The organism is Arthrobacter tumbae, from assembly GCF_016907495.1.
Lineage (GTDB): Bacteria > Actinomycetota > Actinomycetes > Actinomycetales > Micrococcaceae > Arthrobacter_D > Arthrobacter_D tumbae.
Window position 1 is genome coordinate 3,430,475 of record NZ_JAFBCC010000001.1, and the last position, 13,629, is coordinate 3,444,103.

A 13,629-nucleotide genomic window follows, 5' to 3' on the forward strand; every position below is an offset into this window, starting at 1 on the left:
TGGTGGAATGGTCTTCACCGGAGTCGTTGCCTACCCCCTGACGCCCTTCACTGCGGACAGCGGGGTGAACTCAGCTGAACTTTCACTCCTTGTGGATCGCCTGGCCCGGTCCGGGGTCGATGCCGTCACGGTCCTCGGGTCGTCAGGCAGCTTCGCCTATCTTGACGGTGATGAACGGAAGCAGGTTATCTCCTGCGCCGTTGACGCCGCTGCGGGCCGCGTTCCGCTGGCGGTGGGCATCAGTGCCGTCGCTACCCGCGAGGTTGTGGCAGGAGCCCGGGCCGCTGAACGGCTGGGGGCGGACGGAGTGGTCCTCTCACCGGTGTCCTATCTGCCGTTGACCGACGACGAGCTCATCGCACTGGTGGAGGAAGTTGCCTCTGCCACTACTCTCCCCATTTGCCTGTACAACAATCCGTCCACCACGCAGTTCTCGATCGACGTGGAGCTGGTGGGGCGGCTGGCGCACGTGCCCACCCTTGTCGCCTTCAAGGACACCGCTGCCACACCCGCCGAATTCGCTGATCGTGCCGCCCGGCTGCGCGCGGTGCTCAATCGGCAGATCAGCCACGGAGCGAGCGGGGATCCACTCATCGCCACCGGCGAGGTGACGGCGGACGCGTGGCACACGGGGCTCGCGGCACTCTTGCCGGCCAGCTACCTCGCCTTCCGCGCCGCGGTGCTGGAGGGGGATGCGGCGAGGGTGGCGGCAGAACGGTCCCGGCTGGTGCCTGTTGTCCAGGCTGTGCACCGCCTGCGGAAGCTCAGCGGCCTGCACGCCCTCGGTAGGGCCTGCGGAGTGGACGCCGGAGATCCTCGACGACCGCTTCTTCCGATTGCCGGCAGTGAACAGCGGGACCTGGCGCGGCTGGCCGAGGCGTTCGATGATGTTGAGGACGGCGTGCCCGGCTGACTGTTATTCGGCGCCGGCTGGAGCCTCTGTCCGCCGCCGGGTGAACCCGACGTAGATGGCGTGCGCCATGGCCGCAGTGAGCAGGGAAGCCCCCAGCATGTGCAGCGCAACCAGCGCTACCGGCAGGTGAAGGAAGTGCTGCAGGTAGCCTACGGCTCCCTGGGCGAAGACGACGGCGGCGAGAAGGACCAGGGCGACGCGCAGCCGGTGGGCAACCTGAAGCCGGTATGCGGCAACCACCAGGATGAGCACCGTCAGCACGAGCAGGTATACCGGGGCGGCATGGATGCGGGTCATCAGATCAGGGTTGAGGTTGTTCCGGGCCGCCCCCGCGTCCCCCGCATGGGGTCCGGATCCGGTGACGACGACGCCGAGCAGCACCGCCGCGGTCACCAGTACCCCAGCGGCGACGAGCAGCTGTCGAAGCAACGGGGTGGCACGCGGTTGGGTGTCGGCAACAGCTTCGGCGCTGGAGAGCCGTGTACGGTTCACCAGCACCGTGGCAACGGCGATCAAGACCATCGAGATGATGAAGTGCCAGCCAACAACCCAGGGGTTGAGCTGAGTCAGGACGGTGATCCCTCCCACCACTGCCTGCGCGGGGATTCCCGCAAGGAGCACAACGGCGGGCACAAAAAGGTCGCGGCGGGTCTTTCTCATGTTCCAGAGGGAGACGAGCATGGCAATCGCGATCGCGGTGAGTACGAACGTCAGCAGGCGGTTCCCGAACTCGATGATGCCGTGTACGCCCATCTCCGCCGTCGTTACCATGGAGTCGGCGGTACAGCGCGGCCACTCGGGGCAGCCCAGCCCGGATGCGGTGAGCCGCACCGCACCACCCGTGACGACGATGAGGATCTGGGAGACAAGCGAGGCAAGCGCCAACGCGCGTACCGACGGTGTGACCGTCCGGGGGAGATTCCCGGCCAGGCGGGCAGGTGAGATCTGGGTCATGTTCCTAACTCCATTTGAACCAGCGGACGGCGGCCAGCCCCACGACAGCGGCCCAGCCGCACAGCAGTGAGAAGGACAAAAAATCGAAGGTGCCGGAGCTGAGTGCGGCGCGCAGCCCGTCTCCCAATGCGGCTGAAGGCAGCAGTGCAACAACCGGTTGGATGGCTTCAGGCATGCTGGTGCGGGGGATGACAGTGCCGCCGACGGCCGCAAGCAGCACCCACGCCAGGTTGGTGACAGCAAGGGTTGCCTCGGGCCGGAGGGTTCCGGCTATCAGAAGGCCCAGCCCGGTGAAGGCTGCGATTCCCGGGACCAGCATGGCAAGCGCAGGAAGAAGCCCGCTGAGCGGAGGCTGCCAACCGAACAAAACCGCCATCGTGCTGATGACGGCGACCTGGATGGCGAGAACCGCACCGACGGCAAGGACCTTTCCCAGGATCAGCCCACTCCGGCCGAGAGGCGTGGTGGAAAGGAAGCGAAGCACCCCGTACCGGCGGTCGAATCCCGTTGCGATTCCTTGTCCTGTGAAGGCCGTGGAAAGTACGCACAGGGCAATCACACCCGGCGTGCCGGTCCCGAGCCGCGGCACGCCGAGGACATCGAAGAAGGGGGTGAAGGCAATCGCCGTCAGGGCGAGCAGCGGCAGCACGATGGCTAGGACGAGCTGTTCTCCGTTGTGGAGCATGGCGATGGTCTCGTACCTGCCATGCTGCAGGATGCGCACGGGGAGGGGGGAGGCACTCATCGGATACTCCGCCCGGAGACATCGAGGAAAACGTCCTCCAATGAGCGGGAGGTCAGGGAAATCGAAGCAGGCAGGATGCCCTTCTCAGCCCACCAGGCGCCGAGCACGGCGAGGTCCTCCGGTGTGAGTGCGCCGTTGATGCGGTACCGGCCGGGCGAGGGTTCAGTGACTTCGAGGTGAGCCAGGAGCGCAGCTGGAAGCGTGAGACCAGCCCGCGCTTCGAACCACAGCTCCCGTGCGGCGTCTGCGGCGTGGGCCGTCAGTTCTGCCACCGTTCCCTGCCTGACCGTCCGGCCCTGGTCGATGATGTACACGTAGTCGGCGAGCTTCTGGGCGTCGTCGAGCAGGTGAGTGGTCAGGATGATCGCAAGGCCCTCGTTCCGGAGCTCGGTGATCAGCTCGAAGACTATATTGCGTGACTGCGGATCAAGTCCTGCGCTGGGTTCATCGAGAAAGAGCACTTCGGGATTGCCCACGAGGGCACACGCGAGGGCAAGGCGCTGCTTCTGGCCTCCCGAGAGCCGCCTCACCGAGGTGCGTGCGAATGAATCGATGCCAAGCCGGGCTGCCAGCTTTTCCACGTTGAGCGGCGACGCATACATGCCGGCCACGTGATGCAGCAGGGGCAGTGGCCTGACGGCCGGAGGCAGCCCGCCCTCCTGCAGCATGATGCCGACTCGGCTGCGAAGTGTGGCGCCCGCTCGCCATGGATCTTCACCCAGTAGACGGACGCTGCCGCCGCTGGGCCTCTGAAGGCCCTGGGCGCACTCGAGCGTGGTGGTCTTGCCTGCTCCGTTGGCGCCCAGCAAGGCAGTGACGCGACCCATGTCAGCGCGGAGGTTGACGCCGTCGAGCACGCGGATCATCTTGCCGTCGAGGGATGAGACCGGGCCGAAGTCCTTGACGAGCCCGCTGACTTCGACGGCGGGGGAGGAGGAAGGCACCGCATAATTCTACGCCACGTAGTAACTGCATTCCGATGCGGCTCAGCGCACACCGGATGGGTAGCCTCGCCTTACTGGAAGCGGGTGGGCTTCTGGAATAGATTAGGACACGGTTATGTTGTCTTAATTGGCCGGTCGTGCTCCGTCGAGTTCCAGGCCTGTTCCCCAGCGCACCCTAAGGAGGCCCCCGATTTCACATTCCGTTGTGCCGGGTCGTGCCAGGGGAAACCGCGCTGTCGTGGGCACAGATGATGCCGATTCGCGCCGCTCGGTTGAAGAGCGGACACGGGACAAGGTGCTTTCCGCGGTCCTGGAACATGGTCCCGTGAGTGCCGCTGAACTGGGCGACCGGTTGGGTTTCACCCCGGCAGCAGTCCGGCGCCACCTTGACGCGCTGTCCCGTGACGGCCTGATCGAGGTCAAGGTAGTCGGGAGCCCATTCCCGGGCGCCGGCCGTCCCGCCCGACGCTATGTTCTCAGTCAGCGGGGGCAGACGCGCTTGGGCAACGACTATCTGCACATCGCGCAGGCCGCACTGGGTCAGTTGCGCGAGGTTGCCGGGCCGGACGCGGTTCGCCGGTTTGCAGCGGGCAGGTTCGCCGACATGGAAGAACGGTACCGCCCGGTCATCGAGTCGGCAGGAGAGCGCCTTGAGGACAAGGCTGCAGCGCTTGCCGAAGCGCTGAGCCTTGACGGATTCGTCGGTTCCACCCGGGAAATCGGCCGGAACGCACCCAATGCGGCGATGCTCAGCGTGCAGCTCTGCCAGGGGCACTGCCCCATCCAGGAGCTTGCAGTGGACTTCCCTGATTTCTGCGAGCAGGAGACCGAGGTCTTCGCGCGGTTGCTCGGTGTCGACGTGCGCAGGCTGTCCACGCTCGCCGGCGGCGGGCATGTCTGTACGACCCACATTCCGATCGGCCGCATCGCCCGTTCCGGTGAACCTGGCCCCCAATCACCCGACAGCGCCGTCCCGGCGCCGCACCCATACATAACAAACGTCTCCAACCATCAGCAAGGAAGGCCGTGATGACGGATCAGACAGATCAGAAGGCATTGGTTCCCGACGCCGTGCCCGCTTCAGTAGTCAGCGACATCCTCGAGAGGAACCCGGAGCTCGAAGGCATCGGTACCTACGAGTACGGCTGGTCCGACAAGAACGACGTCGGCGCCAACGCCCGCCGTGGCCTGAGTGAAGAGGTTGTCCGCGACATCTCCGCCAAGAAGAACGAGCCCGAGTGGATGCTCGATATGCGGCTGAAGGGCTTGAAGTACTTCGACCGCAAACCCATGCCCACCTGGGGCGCGGATCTTTCCGGGATCGACTTCGACAACATCAAGTACTTCGTGCGCTCCACCGAAAAGCAGGCCGGTAGTTGGGAAGACCTTCCTGACGACATCAAGAACACCTACGAGAAGCTCGGCATCCCCGAGGCCGAGCGTAACCGTCTGGTATCGGGCGTCGCCGCGCAGTACGAGTCCGAGGTTGTCTACCACCAGATCAATGAGGAACTTGAGCGCCAGGGCGTCATCTTCATGGACACCGACACCGCGCTGCGGGAGCACCCCGAGTTCTTCGAGGAGTACTTCGGCTCGATCATTCCGGTGGGTGACAACAAGTTTGCGTCCCTGAACACCGCCGTCTGGTCCGGAGGCTCTTTCGTCTACGTACCACCCGGTGTCCACGTCGAGATTCCGCTGCAGGCCTACTTCCGCATCAACACGGAGAATATGGGCCAGTTCGAGCGGACGCTGATCATCGCCGACGAAGGTTCCTACGTGCACTACATCGAAGGCTGCACGGCACCCATCTACACGTCGGATTCGCTGCACTCCGCCGTCGTCGAAATCGTGGTCAAGAAGAACGCACGCGTGCGCTACACCACCATCCAGAACTGGTCCAACAACGTCTACAACCTGGTGACCAAGCGCGCCATAGCCCACGAAGGCGCCACCATGGAGTGGATCGACGGAAACATCGGTTCCAAAGTCACCATGAAGTACCCGGCGGTCTACCTGGTGGGGGAGCATGCCAAGGGCGAGACCCTGTCCATCGCCTTCGCCGGCGAAGGCCAGCACCAGGACACCGGGTCCAAGATGGTGCACATTGCGCCCAACACCAAGTCTTCGATTATCTCGAAGTCCGTTGCCCGCAGCGGCGGGCGTGCAGCGTACCGCGGGTTGGTGCAGGTCCGGGAGGGGGCAACGCATTCGGCCAATACCGTGCGGTGTGATGCCCTGCTGGTTGACACCATTTCCCGCTCGGACACCTACCCGTATGTGGATATCCGGGAAGACGACGTCACAATGGGCCACGAGGCCACGGTTTCGCGGGTCAGCGAAGAGCAGTTGTTCTACCTCATGTCCCGGGGGATGCCCGAGGACGAGGCCATGGCGATGATCGTGCGCGGGTTCATTGAGCCCATCGCCCGGGAACTCCCCATGGAGTACGCGCTTGAACTGAACCGCTTGATCGAACTCCAGATGGAAGGAGCCGTAGGTTAATGGCTGACACCACCCAGTTGACCCCCGAACTGACTGACGAGAAGGCCCGTATCGGGTCGCCGTCGACCCCAGAGAAGATTGCCATCGACGGCTTCACCGAGGAAGGCGAAAACCTCTCCCCGACGAATACCGGCAGCGAGCAGCACGGGCTGAAAAGGCACAGCCACGGAGATGAGCCCGTTGTGCCGGAAGCATCACGCGGCGAGCGGCTCAAGTCCTATAAGTTGGCCGATTTTCCGGCGTTGACAGGCCGTGAAGAGGACTGGCGGTTCACCCCGATCAAGCGCCTCCGCGGTCTGCACACGGATGCCCTGACAGGCAGCGGTCCCGATGTCACCGTATCCGGCGCATCGAACATCCGGGTGGAAACCGTCGAGCGCACGGATCCCCGCTTCGGATCCGCAGCGATCCCGGAGGACCGGGTAGCCGCCGCGGCGTGGGAAGCAGTGCAGCAGGCCACGATTGTGACCATCCCGGATGAAACGGAAGCCGACTGCGATGTCACTATCTCGGTCAACGGCGCCGATGAGGCTCCGGCTGCGCAGCACCTCATCATCCATGCCGGGAAGTTCTCGAAGGCGGTCGTGGTCCTCGACCATCACGGAAAAGCCACTCTGGCACAAAATGTTGAGATTGTGGTCGGGGACGGCGCGCAGCTCACCGTGGTGAGCGTCCAGGAATGGGACGACGACGCGGTGCACGCCTCCTCGCAGCAGGCGAAAATCGGGCGTGACGCCCGATTCAAGCATGTAGTGATCACCCTCGGTGGGGACCTGGTGAGGCTTACGCCGTCGTCGTTCTTCACCGCTCCAGGCTCGGAAGTGGAAATGTACGGCCTCTACTTCGCTGACGCCGGACAGCATCTGGAACAGCGCCTGCTGGTGGATCATGCGGTGCCCAACTGCAAGTCCCGCGTCACCTACAAGGGTGCCCTGCAGGGGCAGGACGCTCACACTGTCTGGGTGGGCGACGTGCTGATCCGCAAGGAAGCAGAGGGAACGGACACGTACGAGACCAACCGGAACCTGCTGCTCACCGACGGCACCCGCTCGGATTCCGTACCGAACCTCGAGATCGAGACCGGCCTGATCGAGGGTGCAGGGCATGCCAGTGCCACCGGCCGTTTCGACGACGAGCACCTGTTCTACCTGATGGCCCGTGGAATCGACGAGAAGACGGCCCGCCGACTGGTCGTGCGTGGGTTCCTCCACGAAGTCATCCAGCAGATCAAGGTTCCGGTTCTGGAAGAGCGTCTCACCGAAGCGGTGGAGCGCGAGCTCGCGGCAGGAAACCTCTGATGACCGACGCGCTGGAGACACCCAGGGGGGAGCTGGTCTGCAATGTCAATGACATTGAGGTCAAACAGGCCCTTCGAATCCTGATCGACGACTACCCGGTAGCAGTGGTGAAGGACTCCGACGGCGGCATTCATGCCATCGGTGACACCTGTTCACACGCCGATATTTCATTGGCCGAAGGCGACGTCGAGGGCTGCAGGATCGAGTGCTGGGGGCACGGCTCCCAGTTCGATCTTCGCAGCGGCCAGCCGCTCCAGCTTCCCGCCTATGAGCCGGTCCCGGTATTCGCGCTGGAAATTCACGGGGACGAGGTCTACGTGGATGTCACCACCGTGACCAACGGAGCACCGGTCCCCGATCTCGGTTAGATCGTCAGAGACTTTTCGACTATTACGGCAAGCCCTGCGCCGCAGGGTGCAAAGGAGAACCAACAGATGTCCACGCTTGAAATCAAGGACCTCCACGTCAGCATTGAGACTGAACAGGGAACCAAGCAGATCCTCAAGGGCGTCAGCCTGACAGTGAACACCGGCGAATCCCACGCCATCATGGGTCCCAACGGATCCGGCAAGTCCACACTTGCCTCCACGATCGCCGGACACCCGCGCTACACCGTGGACAGTGGCTCCGTCACCCTCGACGGTGAGGACGTGCTGGCCATGAGCGTCGACGAGCGTGCCCGTGCGGGGCTCTTCCTCGCGATGCAGTATCCGGTGGAAATCCCGGGCGTCACCATGACCAACTTCCTGCGCACGGCCAAGACCGCGCTCGACGGCCAGGCTCCCAGCCTTCGGCACTGGACCAAGGACGTCAAGGAGGCGATGTCGCAGTTGCGGATCGACGCCGACTTCGCACAGCGTAACGTCAACGAGGGCTTCTCCGGCGGCGAGAAGAAGCGGGTGGAGATCCTCCAGCTCGAACTGTTCAAGCCGAAGTTCGCTGTCCTTGACGAAACCGACTCCGGCCTGGACGTTGACGCGCTGAAAGTTGTCTCGGAGGGAGTGAACCGCGAGCACAGCAAGGGCGCCATGGGAACTATCCTGATCACGCACTACACCCGCATCCTGCGGTACATCAAGCCTGACTTCGTGCACGTCTTCGTTGACGGCCGGATCGCTGAAGAGGGCGGCCCGGAGCTCGCCGACCGCCTGGAGGAAGAGGGCTACGACCGCTTCCTTGTCCCCGGTACGGCTCCAGCCGGCGCCTGATCCGGCTACCGGCAGAAAGAAAGGCTTCTGACAGATGAGCGATGTGAACGCAGCACAGACATCCCTTGAGGATGCGGAAGAGTCACTGAAGGACGTCATTGATCCTGAGCTCGGCGTGAACATTGTCGATCTCGGGCTGTTGTACGGCTTGAAGTACGCCGACGACGGCGCCCTGCTGATCGACATGACCCTCACCACCGCAGCCTGCCCCCTCACGGACGTGATCGAGGAACAGGTCGGACAGGCGCTTGACGGGGTAGTCGACGACTGGCGGCTCAACTGGGTATGGATGCCCCCGTGGGGTCCGGAAAAGATCACCGATGACGGACGCGACCAGATGCGGGCACTGGGCTTCAATATCTAGCCCATCCGTGACAGCGGTTTTGCCTTGAAGGGGCGGCAGCGCTCAGCGCGCTGCCGCCCCTTCTGCGCGTCAGTTGTCAGTCCCTACTGTCCCTGTGCGCGTGCCGGAAGACCTCGACAAGCAGCGCCGAGAACAGCACGAATCTGATCTGCCGGACGCCGCCGTCGTAATCGGCAACCGTCGCGAACGCAATTCTGGCCACCGCTTCGGGGTCCCAGCCGAAAATCCCGGCGCTGATGGCGGGCAAGGCAACCGAGCGGGCGTTTAGCTCGTCGGCGACCTCGAGGCTCCGCCGGAAACAGGACTCAAGCAGTGCCGGGTCGCTCTGGCCCGCATGGCGGTTGGGACCGACGGTATGGATGATCCAGCGGGCGGGCAGCCCGAACCCCGGTGTCGCGACAGCCTGACCAACCGGGAGACCATCGGGCAGCGAGCCCGCCCGGAGTGCCCGGCACGCTTCCAGCAGTTCCGGCCCCGCCGCCGCATGAATGGCGCCGTCTACACCACCTCCGCCAAGCAGCGAGGAGTTGGCAGCATTGACGACGGCGTCCACCTGCTGGGTGGTGATGTCACCCTGGACTATCTGAACTTCCGATGCCATGACGGCCACGTCCGTTCCCGCCCGAAACGCGGCCGGGCGCTGTTGACGGTGTCGAGCGTGTGCACCAATGTACTAGCGTTTGCTGCACTGCCAGAAGAGGAAGACTTTCCGGATCATGCCCTTCATTGACCGCCTGCTGTACTGGGCACGCTGCGAACCCGCGCGCGACGCCGTCGTCGTCGGGGACCGGCGAATCACCTACGGCGAGCTGGCCGGGCGGGCGTCCTCGCTGCAGGTGCCGGCGGGCGAAATGATCGCCCAACAGATCGACGATCCCTTGGATTTCGCGGTCACCTTCACCGCAGTGGTCGGGAGGGGCAGGTGCGCTGCTGTCCTTGATTCGGCGTGGCCGCAAGATGTGAGGGGCAGGATCCTGGAGGCCCTCCGACCGGACGCCGTAATCACTTCAGCCGACTTGATGGAAGCCCCGCACCCGTCCCAACTGGCTGACGCGCCCGAGGACGCGCGCTTCTACTGCGGATTCACCTCCGGAACATCGGGAGTCCCGAAGGGATTTGTACGCACTGTCGGTTCGTGGTCCCGCTCACTGGCGCGGAGCGTGGACTGGTTCGGCCTCACTCCGGGCTTGCGGGTATGTGCGCCGGGTCCGCTGGCGGCAAGCCTGAATCTGTATGCCCTGGCAGAGTGCCTCTACTCCGGTTGCACCTTCCACTCACTTGCACCCGGTGATCCGGTAGCGAAAGGTCCGCTGATGGCGCAGGTTCTTCGTTCCGAACGCATTGAGCATCTCATCGGAGTACCGTCCGCCCTGAGGCTCGCCCTGGAACGAATCGAGGGAGACCTGCCGGACCTGCGCACGGTGGTCTCCGGCGGCGCGGGGCTTTCCGCGGCGGACACCGGCATCATCCTGCGCAAAGCGCCATCCGCCCGCATCTTCGAGTACTACGGCGCGTCGGAGCTGAGCCTGGTCACCGCGCGGCGGGTTGACGGCGCTGATGGGAACGACGTCGGGCGCCCATTTCCCGGGGTGCGGATCAGGATCGACGCGGACAGCGACTCCGGGCGGGACGGCACTGTGGGTACCATCCACGTCCACACCGACACAGCGATCGAAGGTTACCTTTTCGGTGACGACGGACGCGCCTTCCGGCGCAACGGAGAATGGGTCACGGTGCAGGACCAGGGCTGGATCGACGACGACGGCGCGCTGCACCTGACGGGCCGGCACGGCGACATGATTGTGGTCGCCGGAAGCAACGTCTATCCCAGCGAGGTCGAAGGTGCGCTCGCGCGGGCAGGCTGCCCGGCCGCCGTCGTGCTCGGTATTCCGGACGCACGCCGCGGCTGCGCACTCGCCGCTGTCATCCAGACGCCGCCGGACACCATCATCGATGCACACGCCCTTCGCTCCCGGTTGAAGGAGCTGCTGCCCATCAACAAGGTGCCGCAGCTGGTCTTCCGGACCGCGCGGCTACCGCTGACCGCAGCGGGCAAACCGGATCGCACGGCCCTGAAGGTGTCAGTACTCGCGGGAGATGGTGCCCTTGAGCGGCTTGCCTGAGGACCGTTCGGACGGGAGGCGGGCAGTCGTTGTCCTTTGCCGCCGTACCCCGTTCGGACGCCTGCGCGGAGTATTTTCGTCAATCGAGGCCCATCACCTGCTCGCAGCCGTCCTGCCCGCCGCGTTTCACGGGGCTAATCTCGCGGAGAGTGACCTGGCGGACGTCATCATCGGCAACGCCACCGGTGGCGGAGGTAATGTCGCGCGGTTGGCGGCGCTAACCGCGGGCCTGCCGGTCAAGGTACCCGGCCTTACAATCGACCGTCAGTGCGCTTCCGGCCTCGACGCGATCTCGTTGGCCTGCCGACTGGTGGAGTCGGAAGCAGGCGCGTGGTTCATTGCCGGGGGAGTGGAGAGCTGCAGCACCGCTCCCTTGCGGGCACATCGGTTGACCTCCCTGCCCGGCGCGCCCGACTTCTTCTCCCGCGCACGGTTCGCACCGGAGACGCATGGTGATCCGGATGCCGGGGAAGCAGCTGAGAACGTCGCGGTTGCCTTCGGCATCGAACGCGGGCGGCAGGACCGGTACGCCCTACGCAGTTACAGCCGCGCCGCGGCCGCGTTCGAGGCAATGGCAGCGGAGGTAGTGCCTGTTGCAGGGTGCGGCAGGGATGAGACAGCGCGCCATGGGATGTCATCGAAACTGCTGTCCCGATTCCCACCGGCCTTCACTGACCACGGAAGCGTCACCGCAGGCAATTCCTGTGCCGACGCAGACGGTGCCGTAGTCGCCGTGGTGACGAGCCTCGCACGTGCCAGGACGGCGGGTTTCAACACGGTGCTCGAGTTCCACGGCTCCGCGTCTGCCGGAGGCCCGCCCGCACTCTTTGGAACCGCCGGCGCATACGCGGTGCTGAAACTCCTCGAACGGCTCCAGCTGAACAGGAATGCTGTCTCCACCTGGGAGTTCAACGAGGCGTTCGCAGCGCAGGTGCTCGCCTGCACACAGCTGATCGGAGTTGCCCCCGAACGGTTCAACCTGCACGGCGGTGCACTCGCTTATGGCCATCCGTATGGCGCGTCCGGCGCAATGCTGGTTGCGAACCTCCTCCGCCAGTCCGCAATGCCCGGCGGCCAGGATTACGACGGCGGCTGGTCGGTCGCAGCGGTGAGCGCAGCCGGCGGCGTGGGGACGGCTGCCGCTTTCCGTGCGGTGAGGCTCCAATAGGAGCCGGCGGAGCCGCTGTGCAGCAGCTCTATGAGCCTTGCCTGTGCCCGGCACCGGAAGCGTCGTCGTCGTTGTCTGCCTCAGCGAGCCCCCGCGCTGCGAGCGCGTCTCCTGTCTGCTGTGCATATGCCACGGCACCAATGAAGACCGGAAGGATCAGCGCGCGCGGATTGCGTTCCAGGCCGCGGGCACGCGCTGCGTCGCGGGAATCCTCCGCAGAGCCGACCAGGTAGGGGATGCTGCGCAGCATCAGCGCGACAGTGAGCCCGAAGCGTTCCGGATCCGCGCCCAGCGGCTGCAGCGGACGAGCCAGTGAGACCAGGCCGTCGAGAATGCGCTGGCTCTCGGTCGTAAGGGTGATCAGCAGGGCAGCCAGAACGCAGACCACGATGTTCCCGACGACGAGGAACGCTGGAAGGAGCCCTGCGCTGAACCACTGGAAAGCACCAAGAATGACGATGAGCAGCCACATCTTCCTGAGGGGCTGGGCCAGCTCGCGGAACCCGAGCCGCGCACCTAGAAGGTAGGCGAGGACAACCAGGCCGAGACCGGCCAGTGTCGCCTCCAGCGAGCTGAGGGCCAGGATTAGCACCGACAGCACGGCCACCGGCGCGAACTTGGCCCACAGGGGAGCGGCATGCAGGATCGATCTGCGCTCCACGTACGCGCCAAGCAGGCTTGCGTGCCCCCTCACAGCGGCCCTTCAACGGCCGCATCATGCAGACTGAGGTTCCGGTAGGCGGCGACTGCGTCGGCGGGCGCGCCGTCGAAAACCACCCGGCCGGAATCCACCACCAGGGTGCGCTCCGCCTGCAGCGCGAAGTCCAGCGAGTGGGTGGTGAAAATGACCTGCTGGGTAAGATCGAGGAACAGGCGCCGCACGCGTTCCTCATTGCGCAGGTCCAGAAGAGTGGTCGGTTCGTCGGCAACGAGGACTGCCGGATCGCACGCAAGGACTGTCGCGAGGGCCAGGAGTTGGCGTTCGCCGCCGGAGAGGTCGTACACACTCTGGTCCGCAAGATGGGCCAGACCGAACCGGGCAAGAACGTCACCGGCTGCAGTGCGCCGCTCCTCGCGGTTGCGGTGGCGCCGGCGCAGGGACAGCTCCACGTCTTCGCGCCCGGTGGGCATCACCAGCTGGGACAGCGGGTCCGTGAACATGAAGGCAACGCTTCGCCGGACCGCCGGGCCCTTGCGCGCGGTGTCCAGCCCGTCGACCGTCACCCGCCCGGACGTCGGCAGCACCAGCGAATTCATCAGCTTCAACAGGGTGGACTTGCCGGAACCGTTTGCGCCGATAATACTGATGCGTCGTTCGGCCAGCGACAGATTCAGCGGCGCCAGGATCTGTCGCGGTGCAGGATGGTCTGCCTGGACTGCCGCGTCGATGAACCGGATCATCGCGAC

General features: G+C 64.9%; 15 protein-coding genes. 9 read left to right on the forward strand and 6 right to left on the reverse strand.

Annotation, left to right across the window (positions count from 1 at the left end; all coding sequences use genetic code 11):
- Positions 1-7: 7 nt before the first annotated feature.
- Complete coding sequence (locus tag JOD47_RS16135) at positions 8-913, forward strand: dihydrodipicolinate synthase family protein (protein WP_204535854.1); 906 nt, start codon at positions 8-10, stop codon at positions 911-913.
- A gap of 3 nt (positions 914-916) precedes the next feature.
- Here JOD47_RS16135 and JOD47_RS16140 read toward each other — a convergent pair whose 3' ends face one another.
- The 3 genes from JOD47_RS16140 to JOD47_RS16150 are packed head-to-tail and all read right to left on the reverse strand — an operon-like array spanning position 917 to position 3,556.
- Positions 917-1,867 carry a COX15/CtaA family protein gene (locus JOD47_RS16140; RefSeq protein ID WP_204535856.1) on the reverse strand — a complete coding sequence of 317 codons (951 nt, stop codon included), beginning with the start codon at positions 1,865-1,867 and terminating at the stop codon, positions 917-919.
- Positions 1,868-1,871: 4 nt separating this feature from the next.
- Positions 1,872-2,612: an ABC transporter permease gene (locus JOD47_RS16145; RefSeq protein WP_204535858.1), complete on the reverse strand. Its 741-nt coding sequence runs from the start codon at positions 2,610-2,612 to the stop codon at positions 1,872-1,874.
- Positions 2,609-3,556, reverse strand: a complete 948-nt coding sequence (locus tag JOD47_RS16150; RefSeq protein ID WP_307836352.1) for an ABC transporter ATP-binding protein — start codon at positions 3,554-3,556, stop codon at positions 2,609-2,611. Before JOD47_RS16150 ends, JOD47_RS16145 begins: the two co-directional genes overlap by 4 nt.
- 238 nt (positions 3,557-3,794) lie before the next feature.
- Between JOD47_RS16150 and JOD47_RS16155 the strand changes: the two genes are divergently transcribed.
- The 6 genes from JOD47_RS16155 to JOD47_RS16180 all read left to right on the forward strand — a co-directional run bounded on the left by JOD47_RS16155 (position 3,795) and on the right by JOD47_RS16180 (position 8,931).
- A complete protein-coding gene (locus JOD47_RS16155) occupies positions 3,795-4,586 on the forward strand; it encodes a helix-turn-helix transcriptional regulator (protein ID WP_307836353.1) in 792 nt (263 codons plus the stop codon).
- Complete coding sequence (gene sufB, locus JOD47_RS16160; RefSeq protein WP_239548139.1) at positions 4,586-6,061, forward strand: Fe-S cluster assembly protein SufB; 1,476 nt, start codon at positions 4,586-4,588, stop codon at positions 6,059-6,061. The genes JOD47_RS16155 and sufB overlap by 1 nt, the downstream gene beginning before the upstream one ends.
- On the forward strand, positions 6,061-7,359 hold the full coding sequence (gene sufD / locus JOD47_RS16165) for a Fe-S cluster assembly protein SufD (RefSeq protein WP_204535863.1): 1,299 nt from the start codon (positions 6,061-6,063) through the stop codon (positions 7,357-7,359). The genes sufB and sufD overlap by 1 nt, the downstream gene beginning before the upstream one ends.
- A complete protein-coding gene (locus JOD47_RS16170) occupies positions 7,359-7,727 on the forward strand; it encodes a non-heme iron oxygenase ferredoxin subunit (RefSeq protein WP_204535865.1) in 369 nt (122 codons plus the stop codon). Before sufD ends, JOD47_RS16170 begins: the two co-directional genes overlap by 1 nt.
- 66 nt (positions 7,728-7,793) lie before the next feature.
- Complete coding sequence (sufC, locus tag JOD47_RS16175) at positions 7,794-8,567, forward strand: Fe-S cluster assembly ATPase SufC (RefSeq protein ID WP_204535866.1); 774 nt, start codon at positions 7,794-7,796, stop codon at positions 8,565-8,567.
- 34 nt (positions 8,568-8,601) lie between these two features.
- Positions 8,602-8,931 (forward strand): metal-sulfur cluster assembly factor, encoded by a 330-nt coding sequence (locus tag JOD47_RS16180; RefSeq protein ID WP_204535868.1) that lies wholly within the window; start codon positions 8,602-8,604, stop codon positions 8,929-8,931.
- 76 nt (positions 8,932-9,007) lie between these two features.
- Here the strand turns inward: JOD47_RS16180 and JOD47_RS16185 are convergent, their stop codons facing one another.
- Positions 9,008-9,532, reverse strand: a complete 525-nt coding sequence (locus JOD47_RS16185) for an O-acetyl-ADP-ribose deacetylase (RefSeq protein WP_204535870.1) — start codon at positions 9,530-9,532, stop codon at positions 9,008-9,010.
- A gap of 115 nt (positions 9,533-9,647) precedes the next feature.
- Between JOD47_RS16185 and JOD47_RS16190 the strand changes: the two genes are divergently transcribed.
- Both JOD47_RS16190 and JOD47_RS16195 read left to right on the forward strand, forming a co-directional pair.
- Positions 9,648-11,054 (forward strand): class I adenylate-forming enzyme family protein, encoded by a 1,407-nt coding sequence (locus JOD47_RS16190; RefSeq protein ID WP_204535872.1) that lies wholly within the window; start codon positions 9,648-9,650, stop codon positions 11,052-11,054.
- A complete protein-coding gene (locus JOD47_RS16195) occupies positions 11,029-12,222 on the forward strand; it encodes a thiolase family protein (protein WP_204535874.1) in 1,194 nt (397 codons plus the stop codon). Before JOD47_RS16190 ends, JOD47_RS16195 begins: the two co-directional genes overlap by 26 nt.
- 28 nt (positions 12,223-12,250) lie before the next feature.
- Here JOD47_RS16195 and JOD47_RS16200 read toward each other — a convergent pair whose 3' ends face one another.
- Together JOD47_RS16200 and JOD47_RS16205 are read right to left on the reverse strand one after the other, a co-directional pair.
- Positions 12,251-12,916 (reverse strand): energy-coupling factor transporter transmembrane component T family protein, encoded by a 666-nt coding sequence (locus JOD47_RS16200; protein ID WP_204535876.1) that lies wholly within the window; start codon positions 12,914-12,916, stop codon positions 12,251-12,253.
- On the reverse strand, positions 12,913-13,623 hold the full coding sequence (locus JOD47_RS16205) for an energy-coupling factor ABC transporter ATP-binding protein (RefSeq protein ID WP_204535878.1): 711 nt from the start codon (positions 13,621-13,623) through the stop codon (positions 12,913-12,915). Before JOD47_RS16205 ends, JOD47_RS16200 begins: the two co-directional genes overlap by 4 nt.
- Between the last annotated feature and the right edge of the window lie 6 nt (positions 13,624-13,629).

Excerpts from the sequence above, each read along its gene's own strand:
- JOD47_RS16135 (WP_204535854.1), top strand. The coding sequence starts at position 8 with ATGGTCTTCACCGGAGTCGTTGCCTACCCCCTGACGCCCTTCACTGCG.
- JOD47_RS16140 (WP_204535856.1), bottom strand. The coding sequence starts at position 1,867 with ATGACCCAGATCTCACCTGCCCGCCTGGCCGGGAATCTCCCCCGGACG.
- JOD47_RS16145 (WP_204535858.1), bottom strand. The coding sequence starts at position 2,612 with ATGAGTGCCTCCCCCCTCCCCGTGCGCATCCTGCAGCATGGCAGGTAC.
- sufB (WP_239548139.1), top strand. The coding sequence starts at position 4,586 with ATGACGGATCAGACAGATCAGAAGGCATTGGTTCCCGACGCCGTGCCC.
- sufD (WP_204535863.1), top strand. The coding sequence starts at position 6,061 with ATGGCTGACACCACCCAGTTGACCCCCGAACTGACTGACGAGAAGGCC.
- JOD47_RS16170 (WP_204535865.1), top strand. The coding sequence starts at position 7,359 with ATGACCGACGCGCTGGAGACACCCAGGGGGGAGCTGGTCTGCAATGTC.
- sufC (WP_204535866.1), top strand. The coding sequence starts at position 7,794 with ATGTCCACGCTTGAAATCAAGGACCTCCACGTCAGCATTGAGACTGAA.
- JOD47_RS16180 (WP_204535868.1), top strand. The coding sequence starts at position 8,602 with ATGAGCGATGTGAACGCAGCACAGACATCCCTTGAGGATGCGGAAGAG.
- JOD47_RS16185 (WP_204535870.1), bottom strand. The coding sequence starts at position 9,532 with ATGGCATCGGAAGTTCAGATAGTCCAGGGTGACATCACCACCCAGCAG.
- JOD47_RS16190 (WP_204535872.1), top strand. The coding sequence starts at position 9,648 with ATGCCCTTCATTGACCGCCTGCTGTACTGGGCACGCTGCGAACCCGCG.
- JOD47_RS16195 (WP_204535874.1), top strand. The coding sequence starts at position 11,029 with ATGGTGCCCTTGAGCGGCTTGCCTGAGGACCGTTCGGACGGGAGGCGG.
- JOD47_RS16205 (WP_204535878.1), bottom strand. The coding sequence starts at position 13,623 with ATGATCCGGTTCATCGACGCGGCAGTCCAGGCAGACCATCCTGCACCG.